Here is a 23,531-nt window from a genome sequence, read left to right as displayed (position 1 = left end):
GTGACATTAAGAGGAGCGTGCCGGACGGATGATCCGGACGAGATTATGGAAAAATGGCGGGATCGTTTTCCGTCCCCACTGACCAAAATGATCGAGATACAGATAGACAACGGGCGTGGTGTACAGCGTCAGGATCTGGCTGAAGAACAGTCCGCCTACGATAGCGATGCCCAGCGGGCGGCGTATTTCCGCGCCGTAACCATTACCAAGAACAAGGGGAAGGGCTCCCATGGCTGCCGCGATCGTTGTCATGAGAATGGGGCGGAACCGTAAAAGACAGGCAGTATGGATGGCATCCTTCGCGGACTGGTTCTCGTTGCGCTCCGCGTTGATGGCAAAATCCACAAGCATGATCGCATTTTTCTTGACGATGCCGATGAGCAGGATGAGCCCGATCAGAGCAATGATGTCGAACTCCTGCCCAAAAAGGTAGAGGGCCAGAAGGGCTCCGACACCGGCTGAGGGAAGTGTTGAGAGAATGGTCAGAGGATGGACGAAACTCTCATACAGGATACCCAGAACCATATAGACAGCCGCCAGAGCAGCGATAATCAGCAGCGGTTCCGAACTGGCCGAACTCTGGAACTGGGCGGCTGTTCCCGCGAAGCTGCCATGGATCGTGGATGGCACATTCAGCTTCACCATCTCTTCATTGATAATCCTTACCGCATCCGACATCGAGGCGCCTGAAGCAAGGTTGAAGGAAAGCGTTGCAGCGAGCGCCTGTCCCTGATGATTGACGGTCAAAGACGTCGTGGCATCGTAAATTCTGGAGACAACCGAGAGAGGAATAAGCGTTTCGGCAGTTGAGGAAACGGCTGAACCACTGGACGTACTGCTGCCCCCTGCGAGGCTGTTGGCGACAGAGTTTTTGAAAGAGGTAGTACTGGCTGACGTCGTGGTGGAGCTGCTGTCCGAAGACATGCGGATGGTGTTTGTCTGAGTGCTGCCACTGGCCGTGCCACCGGAAGCGCTGACCCAGACGCGCTGGAGCATCTCGGCGTTCTGCCAGTACTCTGGTTTGACGTTCATGACGACGCGGTACTGGTTCAGGGGGTTGTAAATTACGGAGGCTGAACGCTGCCCAAACGCGTCATAGAGGGCGTTGGCAACAAGTTGGGGTGTTAGGGTCGTGCGGGCTGCAAGATCCCGGTCGATATCCACATTGGTTGCCAGACCTCCACGCTGAACGTCCGTCGAAATGTCTGTCAGTTGCGGATGGCGCTGAAGGGCTGCCTGCAAGCGCGGCATCCATTCATAAAGGGTGGTCGCATCGCTGCTTTGAAGGGAATATTGATATGCCGCATTGGCCTGTCGTGCACCGGAGGGCAGGAGGTTCGGCAGCATGGCGATGAACTGGGCACCCAGAAGATCATGGGTGCGGCGGCGCAGATCCGCGATGGTCTCAAGGGCAGAAACGTGGCGCTCGCTCTTGTCTTTCAGTTCGATGAACATGTTGGCTTGGTTTGCCGCGCTCCGGCCACCGATAAACCCTGTGACACTTACGACATCCGGGTTTGAAAGGATCTTCTTTTCCACCTCTGTAATCTTGCCCATCATCTTCTGAAAGGAGACAGCTTGATCGGCGGTAAGATGTGCCATCATGGTACCACTGTCCGTTGTGGGAAGCAGGCCACGATGCATGATCATGAACAGGCCAATCATCAGCCCGATCGACAGTGGAAGCGAGAGAATGACGAGCCGGTGATGGCGCAGGGCGACGAGCAGAGAGCGCTCATAGCCATGCTGAAGACGGTTGAAAGCCCGTTCCAGCCAGGCTGATACTCGGGACCATAGCCCTCCTGTCGTTTCCGTTGAATGGTGCATGTCATCGGCCCGAAGGATGCGGGAGCACATCATGGGCGTAAGTGTCAGTGAGAGAACCATGGACACCAGCACAGTGACAGAGATCGTCACGGCGAATTCATGCAGGACGTTGCCGATCAGCCCACCCAGCATCAGGATCGGAAAGAACACGGCCACAAGTGAGATTGAGACGGACAGCACCGTAAACGAGACTTCCTGTGCTCCCAGAAGAACCGCCTCTGCCCGTGTCTTTCCCATCTCCATGTGACGGCTGATGTTCTCGATCACCACAATGGCGTCATCCACGACAAAGCCTGTTGCGATTGTCAGGGCCATCAGTGACAGGCTGTCGAGAGAATAATGCAGCAGCTTCATCACCCCGAACGTCGTAACCAGCGAAGCTGGGATAACGACGGCGGGAACGATGGTTGTACGTGGGGAGCGGAGAAAGAGCAGGACAACACCCACGACCAGCAGGATCGACAGGACAAGGGTGCTTTTCGTGTCTTTCAGGGCCGCGCGGATCGTATAGGAGCGATCCATACCGACATGCAGTTCCACATCCGCTGGGAGAGCAGAGGTGAGCATCGGAAATTCTGCCCGGACCTGGTCAATCGTCTGAACTACATTTGCGCCAGCGCGAGGAAAGATGATGACAAGAACAGCAGGCTGTCCGTTATAGAAACCGCCATTCTCCACGTCTTCCACGCCGTCTGAAACATCCGCGACATCTTCCAGCCGCACGGGTCGATTGCTGCGATAGGCAACGATCAGCCCCTGAAGATCCTTGGCGCCGTGCACCTGATCGTTGGTCCGAAGGATGATGCGCTGGTTGCCGCGATTGACGAACCCCTTGGGCGTATTGGCATTGGCTGCGGCAAGAGCCGCGCGAATGTCTTCGAACCCAATGCCGTACTTGAAAATCTTGAGTGGGTTCATTTCCACCCGGACGGCAGGCAATGCGCTTCCGCCAAGCTCAACCTGACCAACGCCGCTGATCTGGGCAAGATGCTGCTCCAGAATATTGGTCGCCGCATCATAGATTTGCGCGGAAGTCTTGGTCTTGGATGTCAGCGCCATGATGAGGATTGGCATCCCGGCAGTGTTGGCGGCGTGATAGGTCGGATCCTGTCGCAGGGTCGCGGGGAGGTCAGCACGCGCTGCATGGATCGCAGCCTGTACGTCACGAGCCGCGCTGTTGACGTTGCGGGAGGTGTCGAACTGAAGGGAAATATTGACCTGTCCGGTTACAGACTGGGATGTCATTTCCGTCAGACCGGAGATTGTGCCCAGATGCCGTTCCAGCGGTTCGGCAATCGTGCTGGCAATTTCTTCCGGTGTGCCGCCTGCCTGCTGGGCCTGAACCTGAATGACTGGTAGATCCACATTGGGAAGATCGGCAATTGGGAGAAGCCAGTAGCCAATCATCCCGGCAATCATAAGCCCGATTACGACAAGTGTGGTGCCGATGGGTCGCCGGATGCAGAGGGCAATGACCGACATCAGGAGGCTCCCTGTGTCGATGATGCCCTATGCTGACGCAGGCGTGACACCCGAAGCCTTATACGCTCCATAAAGAGATAGATGACCGGGGTGGTGAAGAGTGTGAGAAGCTGGCTGACCATCAGGCCACCCACGATCGCATAACCAAGCGGACGACGAAGCTCAGACCCTACGCCGCTGCCAATCACCATAGGCACCGCACCCAGCATGGCGGCAAGGGTTGTCATGAGGATTGGCCTGAAGCGCAGATGGGCTGCCTTCGTAATGGATTCTACGGGAGAAAGTCCTTCCTCGCGCTCGGCTTCAAGAGCGAAGTCGATCATCATGATGGCATTTTTCTTGACGATGCCGATCAGCAGAACGATGCCGATAACGCCCATTACATCCAGTCCGCTTCCCGTGATCCAAAGGATCAGCAGGGCGCCGATAGCGGCAGAAGGCAGGGTGGAAAGAATGGTGAGGGGATGAATAAAGCTCTCATAGAGCACCCCCAAAACGATATAGACCGCGACAAGGGCCGCAACGACCAGCCATGCCTCATTGCCCATGCTATTTTCAAAAACGGCGGCTGTGCCGATGAAAGATGTCTGAACGGTATCAGGCATTTTCAGCTTTGCGCGTGCCGCGTCGATGGCTGAAGTGGCGGCTCCAAGCGAATAGCCGGGAGCGACGTTAAAAGAGACGGTGGTTGCGGGAAACTGGGCCACATGAGTGATCAGAAGTGGCGCGGTGGACGCCGTCATTTTCGTGACGGCCGTCAGGGGGACCAGTCCGGATGTTGGCGTACGGGTTGGACCGGAATCTATGGTCCCCGTGCTGGCACTTCCCGCCATATACAGTTTGTCGAGAGAGTCCGGAGTATTCTGTAATCCCGGAGATGCTTCCAGAATGACCCGATACTGGTTGGACTGCGTGTAGATTGTGGAAATCTGGCGTTGTCCGAATGAGTCATACAGCAGATTATCGATCGTTTGCGGCGTGATGGAGAACCGGGCACCTGTTGCACGGTCGAGTGTCACATCCTCGGCAAGGCCTTGCGCCTGAAGGTCTGATGTAACATCCGCCAGCGCAGGGGATTTCTGCATCTCGGCCACGAGGCGGTCCGACCAGGTGCTGAGGCGGCTACTATCGGAATCCTCAATCAGGAACTGGTACTGCGTGGCGGAAACATTCGTGTTGAGCGTCAGATCCTGAACAGGTTGCAGATAAAGCTGCGTGCCGGGAATATCGCGGACTTCGTTCAGGATGCGGGCGGAAATCTTGCTGGCCGAAAGACTGCGCTTGTCATGATCGCGAAGCGTAATTTGGAAGCGCCCCCGGTTCAGCGTCGTATTGTCACCATCCACGCCGATATAGGATGACAGACTGGCGACATCAGGGTCCTTGAGGATAGCTGTTCCAAGGCGCTGCTGAAGGGTTTTCATCGCATCAAAGGAAATCGATGAATCCATGACGGAAACGCCCTGAATCACGCCTGTATCCTGATTGGGAAACAGTCCTTTCGGAATAACGACTACCAGGACGCCGGTTAGCGCTACCGTGAAGACAAAGAACAACAGGGTCGCCGTCTGGTGACGCAGGATATGGATCAGGCCGCGGTCATAGGCGGAGATCAGGCCATTAATGAGTTGATCGGCTTTAAGAGCCCATTTCGGTTTGGTGGTCTGGTGTGCCTCATCTTTCAGAACGCGCGCACACATCATGGGCACCAGCGTCAGGGACACGATGGCAGAGATGATAATCGTTACGGCCAGCGTGACCGCGAATTCGTAAAACAGGCGGCCAATCACGTCGCTCATGAAGAGCAGCGGAATTAGCACTGCAATAAGCGATACCGTCAGCGAGATAATGGTGAAGCCGATTTCTCCAGCCCCTTCCAGGGCCGCTGTCATACGGTCTTTCCCCATTTCGATGTAGCGGGCGATATTTTCGATCATGACGATCGCATCGTCCACAACGAAGCCCGTTGCGATGGTCAGTGACATCAGGGACAGGTTATCGAGGGAGAAGCCCATCAACTGCATGACCGCCAGAGTACCGACAATGGACAAGGGCACAGACAGGGCAGGAACCATCGTAGCCGCTGGATCATGGAGGAATACAAAGATCACGGCCACGACCAGCACCAGAGCAAGTGTCAGTTCAAACTCCACATCGGAGACAGAAGCCCGGATGGTGGTGGTTCGGTCTGTCAGTGCTGTGATGTGAATGCCTGCGGGCATATCCTGTTCAAGGCGGGGCAGGGCGGTCTTGATGGCGTTGACGGTGCTGAGGATGTTGGCCGATGGCTGGCGACGGATGTTAAGAATGATCGCGGGCGTCGTATTGGCCCAGCCTGCCAGTTGTGTGTCTTCAGGAGCCTCCACAACGGTTGCGATATTCTTCAGTCGCACAGGTCCTTTAGTCGTGCTTGACCAGCCGACCACCTGATTCATGAGCTGCTCGGTACTGGAGATCTGACTGTTCAGCCGGATCGTACGGGCCTGTTCGGTGCCGTTGAAGCTACCGGTTGGAGAGTTGACATTCACGTTGCCGATTGTCGTCCGCAGGGTGTCCATATCCAGCCCATAGGAGGTCGCTTTCTGGACGTTGACCTGAACGCGGTAGGCCTTCTTGTTTCCGCCTGAGAGTGAAACTTCACCTACCCCGGAAATTTCGCTGATTTTCTGCTGGAGACGTGTGGCGACGTAATCCTCAACTTCCGTCAACGGAAGCGTATCGGACGTGACACCAAGGATGAGGACCGGTGTGTCCGCAGGGTTGACCTTGGAATAGATCGGAGGAGCGGGAAGCGCAGAAGGCAGGAGCGAATTAGCAGCGTTGATGGCTTCCTGAACTTCCTGCTCCGCAACATCGAGAGACGTTGTCAGGGCAAAACGCAATGTGATGACAGACGCCCCGGCAGACGACTGAGACGTCATCTGATCCAGTCCTGCCATCTCACCCATCTGGTCTTCCAGTGGAGCGGTAACCGACGTCATCATGACGTCCGAACTGGCGCCAGGGTAGAATGTTCTGACGACAATTGTCGGATAGTCAACTTCCGGAAGGGCTGAAATCGGCAGAAAGCGATAGCCGATCATTCCTGCGAGAAGCAGGGCGAACATCAGAAGCGTAGTGGCGACCGGCCGCTGGATAAAAAGGCGTGAGGGGTTCATTTCGCCGCCTTGTCCGTAGTGCCAGCAGAAGTGCTGTCGGGGACGGTGACTTTTGCACCGTCATGAAGTCTGTCGACGCCAGACGTGACGACGCGGTCACCGGCATTGATACCTGATGTGATAACGACCGTGCTTCCCTGACTGATGCCCGTTTTCACAGTCTTGGCGGACACAGTGTTATTGCTCTGCACGACGTACACAAACGTGCCGTTTGGACCCGTTTGAAGCGCACTGGTCGGAGCCAGAAGAACACCCTGTTCCGTATCTACCATGAGGTGAGCATTGACGAACTGATTGGGGAACAGGTCTTCATCAGGATTGTCGAAAATCGCACGTAGACGGACCGTTCCTGTGGATGTGTCTATTTCACTATCCAGACTACTGACCTTGCCTGTTGTCAGTTTGGCACTATCAGCACTATCCCAGGCTTCAACGGGAAGTTCCTTGACCTGACGAAGCCGCTTCCAGATGAGCCCGAGCTTGTCCTGAGGGACGGTGAAAATGACTGAGATGGGCTTCATCTGTGTCAGTGTCGCCAGACCATCTGTCTGACCAGCGACAAAATAATTGCCTTTGTCCACGGCACGGATGCCGATGCGCCCACTGACAGGTGCCTTGATATGGCAATACTCAATATCGAGCCTGTAAGTATCGACAAGGCCCTGGTCGTATTTGACTGTCCCGGTCAACTGCTGAACCTTGTAATGTTGGTCCAGTGCTGTCTGGGCATCCACGCTGTCGTGTTTGAGCAGTTTCTGATAGCGCGCATCGTCGATCTTTGCTTCTTCAAGCTGAGCGGTGTCAGCAGCAAGTTGCCCCTCATACTGCTTGAGCTGCGCCTCATAAGGCCGTGGATCGATGACCGCGAGCAAATCGCCTTCTTTGACTTCCTGACCTTCCGTGAAGAGAACCTGTGTAAGATAGCCATCGACGCGGGATTGAACCGTGACGGTGGCAATAGGTACCACTGTCCCCAGTTCGCTCAGGATATAAGGCATATCTCCTTTACTGACCGTTTCCACGCCAACGGGCTGACCACCCTGCGCTGGGTTCGCTCCCGCAGCGCGGGCGCCCAATGAGGTTAGGCTGGTGGTCGCCGCAAGAACTCCAATCCCGAAGACACCTGTCATTACGACCTGACGGATTATCCGAGGTGAGCGGAGAACAGAGTGGAATGAAGAATTCGGTTTGGACATGCCAGACAGGCTCCACGAGATTATAACTGAGGGGTAGAAGACCGGGACGAATGGGAAGAAAAGACTGGTTTCGAACGGTTGGCTGGTGAATTTGCTTTCAGGCGTTCAGGTAAAACAAGCCTGACAATAAGACCGGAGGAGGGAGCAGCATCCCGAAATTCGATCGTACCGTGATGACGTGCGACAACGTCATAAACAATGGACAGTCCTAATCCGAGACTGCCGTCAGAGCTCCTGGCCTGATCCATGCGTGCAAAAGGTTGGAGCATGGCCTGTCGCATCGTTTCAGGAATTCCAGGTCCGCGATCTTGCACCTCAATGAAGATCTGACCGTCGTTAGCCCAGGCATCAACCTTTGCCTGTTCACCGTATTTCAAGCCGTTCTCAATAAGATTGCTGACGGCCCGTGCGATGGAGACTGGCTGGCAGTAACACGGAAGCCGAACTGCTCCCTGATACTGTACGTCCCTGCCAACTGCTGAAAATTCTTCACACAGACTTTCAATAAGGGAGCCAAGCTCCACAGCTTCGAACATCTCTGCTTCACGCTGTCCTTTCAGGAAAGACAAGGCGCCGTTGAGCATTTGCTTCATCAAATTGAGGTCGTGGCGCATCGCCTCGGGGGCAGCATCTTCCCCACCCATTTCGACACGCATGGACAGGCGGGTTAGTGGCGTGCGCAGATCATGACTGACTGACATCAGCATCCGGGTACGTTCTGATGCGGCGGCGCTGATCCGTGTCTGCATACGATTGAAAGCACGAATAACGTGTCGGACCTCTCTCGGTCCCTGCTCTTTGATAGGAGAGGACGCGGTGTCGTATCCCAGTGTTTCTGCATAGGACGCGAGCGTCGACAGAGGACGATTAACGCGCCAGATACTCCAGATGGAGAGCGCACCCGTCATGACCAGAAGGGAAATGAAAGGTACCGTGATCGGTAGCGTCATATGCATGATCTGGGCCAACTGAAAATTGATGCCAGAACGTATGGAGAGATGAATGCCGTCACGCGGGAGGAAAACGTTGGTTGTTTTTTCTGCTCCCTCATACTTTTCGCAATTAAAGACCTGAAGAGTTTCCTTATCCTCGGGTAGGTGGGACTGAAGAATGCGACGCAGCAGTTCGGCTTCATGATCCATGGTGCGCGGCACGCAAGGAAATGCAGCATTGACCTGGAAGCGCAAATCCGGTGTCGAGAATCCCCGTGACATCGTTGCTCTTTCAGAAACCGGAACAGCGCGGATAGCACGGATACCAGTTTCTATCGCGAGGGCGCTTGGCCATGGTCCTTCGGGAAGCGGAGGAATTGCGGGACGTAACGCGCTTAAAAGAAAGGTAATTAGCAAAAGCGTCACCAGAAGACTGGAGATCAGAATTGCGACCATCTGCCCATAAATCGTTTTTGGCAGGATCCGGTTAGGATGCAAAAAAAAGGAAACGACATTCATGAGGAAATACCTTTAAGATCAAAGATATATCCATCACCACGTATGGTGCGTATTAACTCCAGTTGGCGTCCACCTTCGGCCAGTTTTCGGCGCAGGCGGCTTATCAGAAGGTCAATCGTTCTTTCTTCCACTGCGTCCTTGGCATCATAAATCAATTCAATAATCTGGAGACGTGTCAAAAGGACATTGGGGTGCTGGCAAAGAGTGAGCATCAAATCCGTTTCAGAGCTGCTAAGCGTAACGCGAATGCCCGATTTTCCGTACAGGGCGCGTTTTGCAGGAATGAATTTCCAGGGCCCAAAAAGATGTTCTCCGAGTGCTGAACTGGAGAGAACAGGACGTTCGGATCGCCTGAGAACGGCACGAATACGTGCCTCGAGTTCAGCCAGATCGAACGGTTTGCCGATATAGTCATCAGCTCCCAGATCCAGGCCAGCGATCCGGTCTCGTGTCTCCGCCAAAGCCGTGACCATGATCACAGGGAGTGCAGTTGTTTGCCGCAGGAATTCAAAAAGCTCGTAACCGCTTTCCTCGGGAAGGGTAATGTCAAGAAGCACCAGATCTATTGAAACGGAGTGAAGCTGCTTTTGCAGTTCTGCCTTGTTGATCGCAACGCTTACCGAATACCCCTTGAGACAAAGAAATCGCGTCAACAGCTGTCGAATGTCTTGATCATCTTCAATCACAAGGATGCGGCTGCCCATGTCGGGTGCTGCTAGGTTATCATGCGTAGTCAAATTCAACGTACACCCAAAGCTCTTTTCTAAACAGGACTCTACTGGTGGGAAAAATGCATGATAATCCGATTGATCCTGATTTCATGGAAAAATATCATTTTCCCTTGATTATTTTCAAAACTGAAAATTTATAAATAAGTTTTCAGTTTTTCTTATGGTATCAGTAATATTTTATTACATTAAGATATTTATATTTAATCTATTCCATTGTGCGGATATTTCACCTGTATATTTTGTGAACGTGACCGACGCCTGCAGCAGGACAGCAAACATCGGAAACGTACCGCCTCTTTTTGTCCATATGTCTCTGTGACGCGTAGGCCTGCATCCTGAGAGCAGTCAATCTGAGTGGGCGAGTGTTGAACTGGCTTCACCGGGGAAATATCTCAGTCTACGCAGTGTAAAGTTTTTGGAAATTCGCAACAGTCAGGAGTACGTATCCGATGAAAAATATTCTTCTTCTGAATGGCGGGAAAGCTTTTGCTCATTCCCTTGGTCGATTGAACGACACGCTGCACAAAACGGCATGCGAAACTTTAGGAAAGGCGGGGTTCGTGATCCGTCAGACCAAAATTGATGCCGGCTACGATATCCAGGTAGAGGTCGAGAATTTTCTTTGGGCTGATCTGGTTGTATACCAGATGCCAGGTTGGTGGATGGGAATTCCGTGGACTGTCAAAAAGTATATCGACGAGGTTTTTACAGCCGGCCATGGTCTACTTTATACGAGCGATGGCCGAAGCCGTTCTCATCCGGAGAGAAAATATGGTTCCGGAGGTTTGCTGCAGAGGAAACACCATATGTTGTCTCTCACATGGAATGCGCCTCAAGAAGCTTTCGTGGATGCAGACCAGTTTTTCGAAGGCAAAGGAATTGATGCTGTCTATTTTCCGTTTCACAAGGCCAATCAATTTCTGGGTATGACGTCCCTCCCGACATACCTCGCAGCGGACGTTATAAAAGACCCATCAGTCGAGCTGACGATTGCGGACTATCGTGCTCATCTCGCGAAAATTCTTGATTTCACTCTGGTTGCCCTGATGGGAGGACCATAAAGGGAGTTTTTTCTTGTAGATCAATAGAGCGTATAACTTATGCTTTCTTCAAAAAACGAATGAATGACGCAGAAAGCACCCCTAATTTGTATATGTAGGCAATCAGAAAGTCCTATTCTTGTAAGGAATTGCCTAAAATTCCCCCCCCAAATTTTAACGGAAAGCTGTGATGTTTTGAGAAAGTGGGGGTAGTTTTTTGGCCCTGATAAAATTTTTGAAAAATTAAAGTTCAGCGATAATTAATAATATAACATATTATAAAATTTATTCACCATCTATATCAGTAATTTTTGTTATTTAATAAATAATAAAAAAACAAAAAATATAGATAAATCGCTATGGAATTTATGATTAAGCAAGATTAATTTCTTGATAAATGGAGGTGGTCTACTTTTTTAAAAGTTTTTATCAAATAAGTATTTAAGTTTAACGACATATTGACGGTACTTTTAATTTAAATTTGACGTTTATTTATTAAGCGTAATGAATACATATTGGGGTAATGGTAAACAAATATTTCATATACTTGACACATAGAAGTTAATTTTATTAAAACCCACAAAGGGATTAACGATTCCGTCAACCCGTTGTGGGAGGAAAAAATGGCAGATGCGGTGACGAGTTCGTCGACAGTCATTTCGGCGTATAGTAGTTACTATACGAGTAGTGGTACTCGTATTAATGGGGCGTGGTCCAGTCAGACGATTGTTGGTGATCCGCCTACGAGCGCTAATGGTGGCACAGCAACAATCCACCTAGCTTCAATTAATAATGGTGCTACAGCTACTAGCGATACAGCGGGCCTTCTTGGGGCAATCGTTATTTCTCCTGGTGCCGTTGGTAAGAGCCTCAGCGCAACTTCCGGTGGTGCAATTGTCGACGCTGGGTATGTTTCCGGTGCGTCCATCGCAAATTCGGCAGCGATGGCCGTATTCGCCGGTGGCACAGGCGTTAATCCCGACGTGGCAGCTGGGGGCGCACTGTTCGTTGGCAATGTCGGGGCTCTCAGCAATAACATAACCATCAATGGATATCTGACATCCAAAGGGGTCACAACTAGCGGAACGGGCTTTGTCTCAGGCGGAACTGTTCACGTCGGTGCAGAAGAATATATTGGTTCTGGTGGCACGGATATTGGATCTCTGATTCAGGGAGCGCAGTATGTTTCCGCTGGCGGTCTGACCATCAGTGATACCGTTAATAGCGGCGGTATTCAGAACATTCTGTCTGGTGCAACGACAACCAGCACGACGGTGGGTTCAGGTGGTACTGCTGTCGTGAGTTCCGCAGGTATTGCTAGCGCTACAAAGGTGTCTGGTGGTGCGGTTCTTCTGAATGTTGGTGCAGTGCTCAATGGCGCCGTTGTTTCTGCGGGTGGCGAAGTCACCGTATCCAGTGGTGCCACGGCTTCCGGTGTCACCGTGTCTTCGGGCGGCACAGAAATTGTTCAGTCTGGAGGAACAGTTTCGGGTGGTACCGTTTTGAAGGGCGGCGAGGAAATTGTTTCCTCGGGGGCCACGTCTCTGAATGTGACTATCTCGTCTGGCGGATCGCTGGTTGTTGCTGCAGGCGCATCACTCTCGGGAACTGTCGTCAATCAGGGTGCCGTCATTGACGTGGACACGTTGTCCTATGTTTCGGGTGGTACGGTTCATCTGAGTGGCAATACGCTAACGGTGAGTGAGGGCGGTTCCTCCTGGAGCACAACGCTTGGTGGAACATTCAACAGCACGGATTATTTCGTTCTGAGTAAGGACACAGATGGCAGTACGATTGCTACCTTCGTCTGCTTCTGCGCTGGTACGCTCATCCGGACACAGGATGGCGAAGAGGCTGTCGAAAACCTTAGGATTGGCGATCGGGTCGTTACCTATGTCGATGGACGCGAAGTTGTCCAGCCAGTGACATGGGTCGGTCATCGTACTGCGCAGGTTCGGGTTGATCTCCCTGTTGATGAAGCAGGCTATCCAGTTCGTATTCTCAAAGATGCCATTTCACATGGTGTCCCGCATAAGGACCTGCTGGTTACTCCAGAACACTGCCTGTATTTCGACGGACGTTTCATTCCTGCGCGTATGCTCGTCAACGGTCAGAGCATTTTCTACGATCTGACAATGACGAATTACGAGTATTTCCACGTCGAGACAGAGAAGCACTCCGTATTGTGGTCCAATGGGGCACTGAGCGAGAGCTATCTTGATACTGGAAACCGTCGCGAGTTTGGGCAGCAAGGTGGGGTGGTTCGCTTCGTCACTGGTGGCGCCCGTGACTGGAGCGTCGATGCTGCGGCACCGCTGACTGTCTCTCGGGAACTTGTAGAGCCTGTTTATCGCATGCTCGAAAGTCGGGCTGCCGAACTTTCTCTACCGGACCAGCGCTCTCCCGTTGTTCTGACCGATGATGCTGATCTGCATCTCATGACGCGTGATGGCCATCGTATCAACATGGCTCGCAAGGCAGAGAACGGCGAGCTGGTCTTCATGCTGCCAGCGGGCATTGAAGAGGTGCGTATTGTCTCTCGTGCGTCCCGCCCGTCTGATGTGATTGGTCCGATGGTGGACGACCGTCGTTATCTCGGCATTCTTGTAGGGGAAATCAGTCTCTGGGCCGGAAACGGACAGACAAGGCTGACGGAACACATGACAGATGAAAATCTGTCTGGATGGCATGCCATTGAAGTCGGCGGTGCTCGTTGGACAAATGGCAATGCTCTTCTGAGACTTCCACAGCGACAGACGCTTTCCATCGCAGTTCTCTCGCTCGAAGTGAAACATGCCGGCCCTTATGTGGTTGTAGAACAGGAAGATGACGCAGAGGTCATCGCATCCTGATTAGGACGATATTTTTCTGAACAAGACGAAGGTAACGTGCGTTGTAGAGAACGCACGTTACTTTTGTTTTCCATATTTGGTGTATGCATAGATTTTGAAAAATAGGTTGTTTCAATATGTTTGATCGCTTGGCTCTGGCTCGGGGAGCTGGTGCTCCAGACTCTATCGCAATGAGTTGGCTGGAAGGCGAAGCAACATTCGGGCAGCTTGCCCAAGATGTAGGCCGAGTATCTTCTGCGCTGTTTCAGCTTCGTACCCTGATGCCGTCAGTGGTCGCAATACGATATGAGCATCCCTACAGGCATTGGATACTTGTGCTGGCCCTGGCGCGCCTGGGGCTTCCTTCAGCATCCCTGCCGGGTCATGTTGATGCAAACTTTCACCGTGCGGTGGATATTCTCACGCCCGACATTGTGTTGCTGGATCAACCCACGGAAGGGAATTTCTCGCAATCCCTGGTTCTCGACGAGAACTGGTTTGAGCATGTCTGTTCTATCGGTAAAGAACTGGACGAGATCATTCCGGTGCTTCCGGATGATGTTTTGCGTCTCTCCCTGGCAGGGGGCACAGGTCATACGACCAAACGAATTGCGCTGACAGCGCGATATGTGGAAACGGCCATCTATCACCTGGTGTTTCAGGATCTGGTTTCTCAGAAGTATCGAGAAGGCGACTTACGTGTTCTTCCGACACTGGGGGCTGAAACGTCCAGCGGCTTCCTTGTTATTCTGGCAGCATTGGCGGCTGGTACACGTCTACAAATGCTCACTGCAGCACAACTGGGACTGGTTTTCAGTCAGAAAACTCCGACTGTTGCTGTCGTATCTCCGCGTCAGATTGAGGCTATACTGTCGCAGCTTCCACCGGGTATGGCTCCTCTGCCAGAACTATATCTTACGATCGCCGGTGGAAAATTGCCTTCAACGCTGCGTGACAGCATTTGCCAAATGCTTACGCCAAATGTTCAGGTTGTTTACGGCGCTGACGAATGCGGGGTCGTTACGGTTGCGCAGTCAGATCCTCAGATAAGTGATGATGTCGTCGGGCAGGTTCTCCCTTGGGTGGGTCTTCAGATCGTGGATGAGCAGGGCAGTCCGGTTCCGGCAGGGAGTACCGGAACTGTGCGTGTTTGTGGGACTGGTGTGGTGGACGGTTATCACAATGATCCAGACGCAACTGCGGCCCAGTTTAAAAATGGGTGGTTCTACCCTGGAGATCGGGGCTTTCTGGATCTGGAAGGGAACCTGCATCTAGTCGGACGAACCGATGCCCTTGTCAGCTTTGGGGGAGACAAGTTCGATCTTGATGCTTTGGATGAACGCCTCCTTGGCTGTGCAGGGGTGAAGGACGGTGCCATGTTTGTCGTACCCGACAGGCAAGGAGTGGCCGCACCGTGGGTGGCACTTGTGACAGATGTGGATTTCAAACTGGATGAGCTGTCTACATGGATGCGCGAGATTTTCCCCAATCTACCAGATGTAACAGTCGTATGGATCAGTGCTGTCCCAAGGCTTGAAAGTGGTCAGCCTGATCGAGTGGCGTTGTTGAAAGCCGTTCAATCGTCCTGATCGCAAGATACCTCATGATGCATTTTTCCTAGAATTACAGAAAAAACAGGTCACAAATGGTCGATTACGGGAATGAAGTCGCTGTCGTAGGGATTGGATGCCGCCTTCCGGGCGGGATCGAAACGACGGACGCCCTGTGGCGCTTCCTGTGTGACAAGGGAGATGCTTCGTCGGATGTTCCGGCAGATCGATGGGGCATAAAGCGATTTTACGACCCTGAATATGAGACCCCTAACAAGACCTATATGCGGCGAGGGTCTTTCATCACTCAGAAGATTGATGAAATGGACCCGCTTTTTTTCGGAATATCTCCGCGCGAAGCAGCCATTATGGACCCTCAGCAAAGGTTGTTGCTGGAGGTCGTGTGGGAAGCGATGGAAGATGCAGGGATTTTGCCTGCAAGCCTTACTGGAACGCGAACCGGTGTATTTATCGGAACTTTTTCCCTCGACTGGCTGGTTGCCTGCGGATCTCCTCTTAATCGCCCCCTTATTACGGATCATTTTGCTGCTACTGCAGCGTCCGCAACGATGTTGGCGGCAAGAATCTCGCATAATCTCGGTCTGCAAGGGCCGTGCATGTCAATTGATACGGCATGTTCGTCATCTCTGGTCGCTGTCCATCAGGCTTGCACCAGTCTGCTGACCGCTGAAAGCGACGTTGTGGTTGCTGGGGGCGTCAACATCATGGTCGCACCACCCGCGTCCATTACGATGTCCAAGGGGCATTTTCTGGCGACAGACGGACGATGCAAAAGTTTTTCTGCCGATGCTGACGGCTATGGGCGAGGCGAGGGGTGCGGTATTGTCCTGCTGAAACGTCTTGCAGATGCGGAGAGAGACGGAGATTTCATTCACGGTGTGATTACCGGTACTGGCGTGAATCAGGATGGTAGAACCCTTTCCCTGACAATGCCAAGCGAGGACGCCCAACGGGACCTGTTGCTGGACGTCGCTCGCAGGGCCGAGATAGACCCTGCCGATATTGGTTATGTAGAAGCCCATGGCACGGGTACGCCAGTTGGTGATCCTATTGAGGCTCGTGCTCTTGGGACATCCATTGGCCAAAAGCGCCCCGCTGATAAACCACTCGTCATCGGCTCCGTAAAAGCCAATCTGGGGCATCTGGAAGCTGCCGCTGGCGTTACTGGTCTTATCAAGGCGCTTCTCTGTCTAAAAAATGGTGCTGTTCCCCCCCAGCCTAATTTGGAGGTGTTGAACCCTTCCATTCCATTTGGCGACTTGGGTCTGAATGTTCCCAATAGTGGGGAGGTGCATCTGGAAGCACCGGTAGAAGGAAATCGCGTCTATGCGGGCGTCAATTCCTTCGGGTATGGTGGGACGAACGCTGTAGCGTTCCTGCGTACTTATAACGAAACGCCGCAATGCCTTCAAAAAGACCGGACCAAGCACCTCCGACCGTCCGGACAGTTGCTTTTGCCTGTCAATGCTGTGGCCGACGCCTCCCTCCGAGCACTCGCCCGGTCTTACGCTGAACTCTTGGGAGCCGAAGACGGTCCATCGATTGAGGACGTCTGCTTTTCTGCCGCGTCCTATAGATCCCGGCTGCCGCTGCAGGCCGTCATTTGTGGTGAGAGCAAAGACGCTCTCGTCACGGGATTAATGGCAGTTTCTGAAGGAAAAACATCTGCCAGCGTTGTCACGGGCCGCCGCCGCAACGGCGAGATGCAACAGCCTGTCTTTGTATTTTCAGGAATGGGGTCTCAGTGGAAGGGCATGGGGCACCATATCCTTCGGCATGCCCCACAGTCTGTCCTTGAAACTGTCCGGTACATTGACACCTTTTTTACTGCTCTCGCTGGCTGGTCTATACTTGAAGAAGTCCTGCGTCCTGAGGAACAGTCCAGGATTGATGAGACGAGCATTGCCCAGCCTGCTATTTTCATCATTCAGGTCGCTTTGGCAGGGCTTTTTCGCCTGCATGGCGTTACGCCTGTCGCTATTGTCGGGCATAGTGTCGGGGAAGTTGCAGCAAGCTATGTGGCAGGCGCGCTGACTCTTGAAGATGCCGTAACGGTCATTTTCCACCGAAGTCAGCAACAGGCCCGGCTCGCAGGACGTGGTACGATGCTGGCAGTTGGGCTCTCCGGGGCTGAAGCAGAAGAGAAGCTGATCGGCGATCATAAGGAACTGGTTTCGGTCGCGGCACTCAATAGCGGACGTTCATGTACTCTTGCCGGGGACGAGGATTCACTCAAGGCTATCGCCAGGCACTGTGATCAGGACGGGATCTTCAACCGGCTGCTAAAAGTGGAAATTCCGTATCACAGCATCATGATGGAAGAGATCCGGGAAGAGCTTCTCGCGCCTCTTGAGACACTGTCTCCCACGCTCCCTGAAACGGTTCTTTATTCCACTGTGACGGGTGCCCGGTGGGAGGAGAACGAGTGTCATGACGCTGCTTACTGGTATGCAAATGCCCGACAGCCTGTCCTGTTTCATGATGCGATTCAGGAGCTTCTGAAGGATGGTCACCGCGTTTTTCTGGAAATTGGAGCACACCCGGTCCTTAGTGGTCTTATTCGCGAAAGTGCACAGTTTGTCGACGGGGACGTTACAGTTGTTCCCAGTCTGAGCCGGAAAGACCCGGAAAACACCGCTATGGCACGCAGCATGGCCCGGCTTTATATGGCTGGCGTTCCGCTGGACTGGTCTCTTTTGACCGGGGGCCAAAGGACAACCCTGCCTCATTATGCTTGGGCACGGAGCCGGTTCTGGTCGGAAACAGAAATCTCCCGCCGTGACCGTCTGGACGGGACTGTTCATCCGGTTCTTGGGATGCCGATCAATGCATCGCGTCCAGAGTGGCGGGCAGATATAAACCGGAATTACATGCCCTGGATTCCAGACCATCAGGTCGATGGTCTTTGCCTTTTCCCTGCTGCCGGATACATTGAAGGCGCCCTCGCAGTGCATAGGCAGATTGAGAACAGCGATGCTGCAATCCTCGAAGATCTTGAGATCGGCCAGGCCCTTCTTCTGGACAGTTTGACGCCGCCAGTCGTTGATTGGGCATTCGATGCTGAAACACGTGTTCTGACTGTATCGTCTGTTCACGGTAATAGCGGGGAAGAAGAATGGATCCAGCACGCTAAATTGCGTGTACTGGCAAGCGCACCCTGGACAGTCGAAACAGTCGTGCCGAATAGTCTGCTGGAAGGACTGACCCACGAGATCTCTCCGGACATTTTTTATGCGCGTCTGGCGGATCATGGCTTTTCCTATGGGCCGTCTTTTCAAGTTATCAAAGAACTGAAGGTTGGACGAGGCGCGGCCTATGCGCGTCTGGAGTTTGCAGAGGCTCAGCAGATCGGAGAATATTTTCTTCATCCGGCTTTGCTGGATGGAGCCTTTCAGGCACTCATCGGTGCCGGCTACGACCCTGCTGAAGAACGGGTTTTCATTCCAGTCGGGGTCCGTCAGATTATTTACCGTGGTGGCCGCCATAACCAGATTTTGGCACGTGCCATTCTGACGAAGCAGTCTGAAAAGGGAATTGAAGGTAATATTCTGCTCGTGACCGAGGAGGGTGAATCCGTTGCAGAAATTCTTGGTTTCAAAGCAAAAGCCATTCAGAAATTCAAAGGGAACTCTGATACCGCTTTAATTGGCCGTCGCCTTTATCGACCGACCTGGATCAAGACTGACCTGCTTCCTCTGTTCGCGGCGCCTCTGACAGTCACGGCTTTCGGGCGTGATAGCAGCGATCTTACGATGCTACAGCAGGTCTTTGGCGAGCAGTGCCTCATGGTCGATATCTGGCCGATTCATGAGCTTGACGACAGAGAACTGGAACACGCGCTTTCGTCTACCGCTGATAGCATTCTTTACCTCTGCGACACGAACCTTGGTGGCACTGGAGAGGATGGCATCGAGGATATTCTTCGTTTGGCTCGAGGTATCAAGGCGTCAGAGGAGGGAGACACTGTTCCTCGCTTTGTTGTCGCGACACGGGCGGCTGTCTCAGCCGATGAAGAATTCACGGAACAGCTTTTTACCGGACAGGCCGCTGTTCGTGGCTTTTCCCGAGGTGTCTCTTCCGAACGTCCGGATCTTGCTTTGCGGATCGTTGATATTGGTAGACAGGCGATCGAACCTCTCATCCTGCGCCAGCTTTGTGCTGAAGTTATGCAACAGGATGCGGAAGACGATATTATTCTGCGTCCAGAAATCCGCGCGGTTTGCAGGCTGACGCCTTCTGAAAACAGGCCTGATCCCGTCTCTACGTCGTATCATTCGGGTGAGACAATAGACGGCAAAATTGTCGGAGTACGTCTTGTCAGTGGCTCTACGGGATCGCTGGATAAGTTACATCATGAGCGGTTTGTCTGCGAGCCTCCTCAAGCCGGGCAGGTGGTGTTTCGAACACTGGCGGCCTCGCTTAATTTTAAGGATATTCTCAAGGCAACTGGCCTGATTCCTCAAAGCGTTGTGGAGGATACATTCCATGGGGAAAGCCTTGGCATGGAAGCCTCCGTTGAAGTTGTTTCAGTCGGATCGTGTGTAGAAGGTTTCTCACCGGGCGAACGGTATCTTGTCTCATGGCCTGGTTGCTTTGCGTCTCACTTTACGGCAGACGCGAAAAACATTTTCGCTTTGCCGTTACAAGGGCTTGGTTCACCCCTCGAAGCCGCGACGCTTCCTGTCGCGTTCGTCACCGCATATTATGGTTTGTGTCGTCTTGCGCAGCTAGCCGCTGGCGAGACAGTCCTTATTCATGCAGGAACGGGGGGTGTTGGACTGGCCGCCATCCAACTGGCACAGAAAATTGGTGCACGCGTTTTTGCCACGGCCGGAAGCCCTGAAAAGCGGCAATACCTGAAAAACCTGGGTTGCGAAGGAGTCTGGGACTCTCGATCTCTGGAATTTGTTGAAGGTGTTTGGGCCGTTACGCATGGGCGAGGCGTGGATGTTGTTTTGAATTCCCTGCCGGGCGAAGGGCAGACGCATAGTCTGTCTCTTGTCGCGCCTTATGGGCGATTTGTGGAAATCGGGAAGAAAGACATTATTGAAAAACGCGGTCTTCCACTGGCGCCGTTCAATGAAAATCTTTCTTTTTTCTCTCTGGATCTGGATCGAATGATGCATGAGCGCCCGTCGCTCATGCGCTCGCTCCTCTCTGATGTGGCAGGCCTTCTCACGACTGGGTCCGTCAAGCCTCTCCCTTACAGCAACTTTCCTGCAGAGAAAGCATCTGACGCATTCCGCCTGCTGGCATCAGCAAAGCACATTGGGAAAGTGGTGATTGATTATTCCCATCCGGAAGATCTCAAAGCCTATCCCCTCGCGCGCGTTCAGCCGCATGTCTGTCCAGAGGGAACCTATCTGATAACCGGCGGTCTCGGGGGTTTCGGCTGGGCGACCGCGGAGTGGCTGATAGGCCAGGGAGCGCAGCATCTTCTGCTATTAAGCCGCCGTGCCTTGGAAGAAACAGAAATTTCTCAGAAAATTTCGAAACATCTGGCCGCTGGAATAAAAATCACAACTCTTCAGGCGGATGTTTCTGACTCCAGCAGAATGGCGGATATCCTAGAGGATCTGACGCAATCTGGTGAACATCCTCCGCTAAAGGGCGTATTCCATTGCGCGGGCATTCTTGATGACGGCTTGATCTATAATCTGGATAGTCAGCGTATTAGCCGTGTTCTAAGATCAAAAGCAGAAAGTGCCATCATCCTGGATAATTTAACCAGGGCTGTGAAGCTTGATTACTTTGTAATGTTTTCTTCAGTAACCACGCTTCTGGGAAATATCGGGCAAAGTGCTTATATAGCGGCGAACAGCGTACTTGCCGCAATTGCAACTAATCGTTGGCAGGCAGGTCATACTGCTTTGGCCGTGGATTGGGGCGCTATTTCAGACGTGGGTATGCTCAGTCGGAATGAAAATGCGGCTCGCGCCCTCGAAGCTGCTGGCCTGAAAGGCATGACAGCTCAGGATGCTCTAGGGGAATTGCCCAGAATGTTGACGCTGGACATTCCTGAGGTGGCCTGTGTGGATATTGACTGGAAAAAATGGGCTCAGATTTTTCCAGGGGCAGACCAGTCAGCGCGGTTTTCACTCGTACGGCTCGCAGATAGCAACAGCGAAGGCGTAAGCGCGAGGCTTGCTGCGCTTTCGGTGCTACCGGAAGATGAGCGTCTCCCTTATGTCGTGGAACAGGTTAAAGTTCTCATCGGGCATACTTTGCATCTGGAGCCAACTGCTATTGACGATCGGGCACGTCTTTCCGAGTTGGGAATTGATTCCCTGGCTGGAGTTGAGCTGCAGACAGCGCTTCGTGTCGAATTTGGAGTGGAAGTATCAATTCTGGTTCTCGCACGCGATGAGAGCATTCAGAAAATGTCCCAGTTCCTTCTGAACAGGATCAAAATCGGACAGACGACAAATTTGCCATGACAGAAAATTTTCATCTCATCACCAGTTCAGACGGCGAAGACATTCTTGATTGGCAGAAAAGCACGATCGTCGATGCCTTGTTCTTCCACGCGCTGAGAACACCAGATCTGAAGCTGTATACGTTTCTCGGAGATGGAGAGAACGAGACAGATAGCGTTACCGCCTCCGAACTTGCCTTACAGGCCTCATCTCTTGCTGTTTGGTTAAGGAAGTTATTGTCGCCAGGTGAGAAGGCTATCCTGCTTTATGAGAGTAGTCTGGATTATGTGCGGGGACTGATGGGATGTCTGTGCGCAGGATTAATTCCTGTTTCCGGAGTTCATCCTAAGGCGTTCGGTGCCAGAGACCGCTTCCTCGCTATACGAGACGATAGCGCTGCTTCTGCGGTCATTGGTAATGGTAAAGTCCTGACAGAATTTCAGAAGGTTTGCCCGGATGCAAAAGGCGCTGAGAAGTTTCTCTGGGTGCCCACAGATACCCTTCGCATTCCGGACGGCGATATCCCTTTCAGACCTGCTCCAGAAAACATCGCATTAATACAATACACCTCCGGATCAACCCGAACACCGCGAGGTGTGCAGCTTACACATCGGAATATTGCTCATAACCTGTTTCGTCAGTCTGAGGCATTCGGCTATCGCAGGGGGGATTGTGGCGTGAACTGGCTGCCGCTCTCTCATGATATGGGGTTGATTGGGGGGGCTCTAATGACGCTGGCCACAGGAGGGCGATGTATTCTTCTATCCCCGGAGAATGTCGCTGAGAAGCCAGTACGATGGCTCCGTGCGATCAACCGCTATCGTGCCACTCTCTCGGGAGGACCAGATTTTATATATGGGATGTGCGCGCGTTCCATCACTGACGATGAAATTTCCGATCTGGATCTGACCTGTTGGGAAGTCGCCTTCAACGGAGCAGAGTATATTCGGCCTGATACAATGCAGGCTTTCCAGAAGAGGTTTGCCTCAACGGGCTTCGAAGGCCACTCATTTTTTGCGTGTTATGGACTGGCAGAGGCTACCCTTCTTGTAACGGCAAGTAAAAGGGGGGAGGGTGTTTCATTCCAAGGGTTTTCCAGAAAGGGCCTGGCTCACGGGATCGCAGTGCCTCCTGAAAATGCTCTCGATAAACGATTATTAGCAAGTTGCGGCGTTCTTTCAGAAGATATTCTGGTGAGAATTACAGACGTTGAGACAGACGCATTATTACCAGATGGGCATGTTGGGGAAATTCGCGTTCAGAGTCCGGGTGTTGCGTCAGGTTATATTAACAAACCGGTTGAAAATAGCAGAGTTTTTGGTAGCGAGGTTGTAGAAGAGAGTGGCTGCTTTCTCAGAACCGGAGATCGAGGATTTATTCTGAATAGTGCACTATATATTGTTGGTCGACAGGATAATCGTATAGTAATTGAAAATACCACGCTTGACCCTGAAGATATCATCGCCTGTTTAGATAACTTTTCTTCCGAAATTCGTCTTTTTTCAACGGCTGTTGTTTCGGAAAAAGAAAAAAATCGTACATATCTGGTTATTATTACCGAGTTATTTAGTGGATCTGAAGTGGATCAGAAAGTGCTCGCTCAACATATTGGTCAGAAGATCTGCGAGTATTTCCCGGTTCAGTATTTCCGTGTCATATACATGAGGCCCGGTGCTATGCTGAAGACGCCGAGTGGTAAAATCCGGGTTTCAGAAATGTGGAAGCGGCTTGTTTCGGGGGATATCAGTATCGTTGGTGACGAAACATATATCCAACCGGGGTCAAATCAGGTCCGTATTTTGAGAGTTGCTGAGGGGAAAGTTTGACC

10 protein-coding genes are annotated in these 23,531 nt (G+C 52.5%); 5 read left to right on the top strand and 5 right to left on the bottom strand.

Going from position 1 to position 23,531, the window contains the following annotated elements; all coding sequences use genetic code 11:
* Positions 1-6: 6 nt before the first annotated feature.
* The 5 genes from GFR01_RS10395 to GFR01_RS10375 all read right to left on the bottom strand — a co-directional run bounded on the left by GFR01_RS10395 (position 7) and on the right by GFR01_RS10375 (position 9,818).
* A complete protein-coding gene (locus GFR01_RS10395) occupies positions 7-3,309 on the bottom strand; it encodes an efflux RND transporter permease subunit (RefSeq protein WP_099182399.1) in 3,303 nt (1,100 codons plus the stop codon).
* Entirely contained in the window at positions 3,309-6,467 is a 3,159-nt protein-coding gene (locus GFR01_RS10390; protein ID WP_099182398.1) for an efflux RND transporter permease subunit, read from the bottom strand. Before GFR01_RS10390 ends, GFR01_RS10395 begins: the two co-directional genes overlap by 1 nt.
* The gene (locus GFR01_RS10385) at positions 6,464-7,597 is read right to left on the bottom strand and encodes an MdtA/MuxA family multidrug efflux RND transporter periplasmic adaptor subunit (protein ID WP_373317624.1); all 1,134 of its coding nucleotides are present in this window, start codon (positions 7,595-7,597) and stop codon (positions 6,464-6,466) included. Before GFR01_RS10385 ends, GFR01_RS10390 begins: the two co-directional genes overlap by 4 nt.
* Positions 7,598-7,683: 86 nt before the next feature.
* Entirely contained in the window at positions 7,684-9,114 is a 1,431-nt protein-coding gene (locus GFR01_RS10380) for an ATP-binding protein (RefSeq protein ID WP_099182396.1), read from the bottom strand.
* Positions 9,111-9,818: a response regulator transcription factor gene (locus GFR01_RS10375; protein WP_099182395.1), complete on the bottom strand. Its 708-nt coding sequence runs from the start codon at positions 9,816-9,818 to the stop codon at positions 9,111-9,113. Before GFR01_RS10375 ends, GFR01_RS10380 begins: the two co-directional genes overlap by 4 nt.
* 476 nt (positions 9,819-10,294) lie before the next feature.
* On the opposite strand from GFR01_RS10375, the gene GFR01_RS10370 reads away from it, so the two are divergent.
* The 5 genes from GFR01_RS10370 to GFR01_RS10350 all read left to right on the top strand — a co-directional run bounded on the left by GFR01_RS10370 (position 10,295) and on the right by GFR01_RS10350 (position 23,529).
* Positions 10,295-10,906: an NAD(P)H-dependent oxidoreductase gene (locus GFR01_RS10370; RefSeq protein WP_099182394.1), complete on the top strand. Its 612-nt coding sequence runs from the start codon at positions 10,295-10,297 to the stop codon at positions 10,904-10,906.
* A gap of 602 nt (positions 10,907-11,508) precedes the next feature.
* Positions 11,509-13,737 carry a Hint domain-containing protein gene (locus tag GFR01_RS10365; protein WP_099182393.1) on the top strand — a complete coding sequence of 743 codons (2,229 nt, stop codon included), beginning with the start codon at positions 11,509-11,511 and terminating at the stop codon, positions 13,735-13,737.
* A 116-nt stretch (positions 13,738-13,853) separates the two neighbouring features.
* Entirely contained in the window at positions 13,854-15,305 is a 1,452-nt protein-coding gene (locus GFR01_RS10360) for an AMP-binding protein (RefSeq protein ID WP_099182392.1), read from the top strand.
* A gap of 56 nt (positions 15,306-15,361) precedes the next feature.
* Entirely contained in the window at positions 15,362-21,724 is a 6,363-nt protein-coding gene (locus GFR01_RS10355; protein ID WP_099182391.1) for a type I polyketide synthase, read from the top strand.
* Positions 21,721-23,529 (top strand): fatty acyl-AMP ligase, encoded by a 1,809-nt coding sequence (locus GFR01_RS10350; protein WP_099182390.1) that lies wholly within the window; start codon positions 21,721-21,723, stop codon positions 23,527-23,529. The genes GFR01_RS10355 and GFR01_RS10350 overlap by 4 nt, the downstream gene beginning before the upstream one ends.
* Positions 23,530-23,531 lie beyond the last annotated feature (2 nt).

Origin of the sequence: Gluconobacter frateurii, from assembly GCF_002723955.1 — a bacterium.
GTDB classification, from domain to species: domain Bacteria; phylum Pseudomonadota; class Alphaproteobacteria; order Acetobacterales; family Acetobacteraceae; genus Gluconobacter; species Gluconobacter frateurii.
The sequence above is the reverse complement of the archived record's forward strand: the minus strand, read 5'-3'. Positions and strand labels throughout refer to the sequence as shown.

What these genes read in the sequence shown, in the direction of transcription:
- GFR01_RS10395 (WP_099182399.1), bottom strand. Translation starts at nt 3,309, where the DNA reads ATGTCGGTCATTGCCCTCTGCATCCGGCGACCCATCGGCACCACACTT.
- GFR01_RS10365 (WP_099182393.1), top strand. Translation starts at nt 11,509, where the DNA reads ATGGCAGATGCGGTGACGAGTTCGTCGACAGTCATTTCGGCGTATAGT.
- GFR01_RS10385 (WP_373317624.1), bottom strand. Translation starts at nt 7,597, where the DNA reads ATGACAGGTGTCTTCGGGATTGGAGTTCTTGCGGCGACCACCAGCCTA.
- GFR01_RS10350 (WP_099182390.1), top strand. Translation starts at nt 21,721, where the DNA reads ATGACAGAAAATTTTCATCTCATCACCAGTTCAGACGGCGAAGACATT.
- GFR01_RS10380 (WP_099182396.1), bottom strand. Translation starts at nt 9,114, where the DNA reads ATGAATGTCGTTTCCTTTTTTTTGCATCCTAACCGGATCCTGCCAAAA.
- GFR01_RS10370 (WP_099182394.1), top strand. Translation starts at nt 10,295, where the DNA reads ATGAAAAATATTCTTCTTCTGAATGGCGGGAAAGCTTTTGCTCATTCC.
- GFR01_RS10390 (WP_099182398.1), bottom strand. Translation starts at nt 6,467, where the DNA reads ATGAACCCCTCACGCCTTTTTATCCAGCGGCCGGTCGCCACTACGCTT.
- GFR01_RS10355 (WP_099182391.1), top strand. Translation starts at nt 15,362, where the DNA reads ATGGTCGATTACGGGAATGAAGTCGCTGTCGTAGGGATTGGATGCCGC.
- GFR01_RS10375 (WP_099182395.1), bottom strand. Translation starts at nt 9,818, where the DNA reads ATGGGCAGCCGCATCCTTGTGATTGAAGATGATCAAGACATTCGACAG.
- GFR01_RS10360 (WP_099182392.1), top strand. Translation starts at nt 13,854, where the DNA reads ATGTTTGATCGCTTGGCTCTGGCTCGGGGAGCTGGTGCTCCAGACTCT.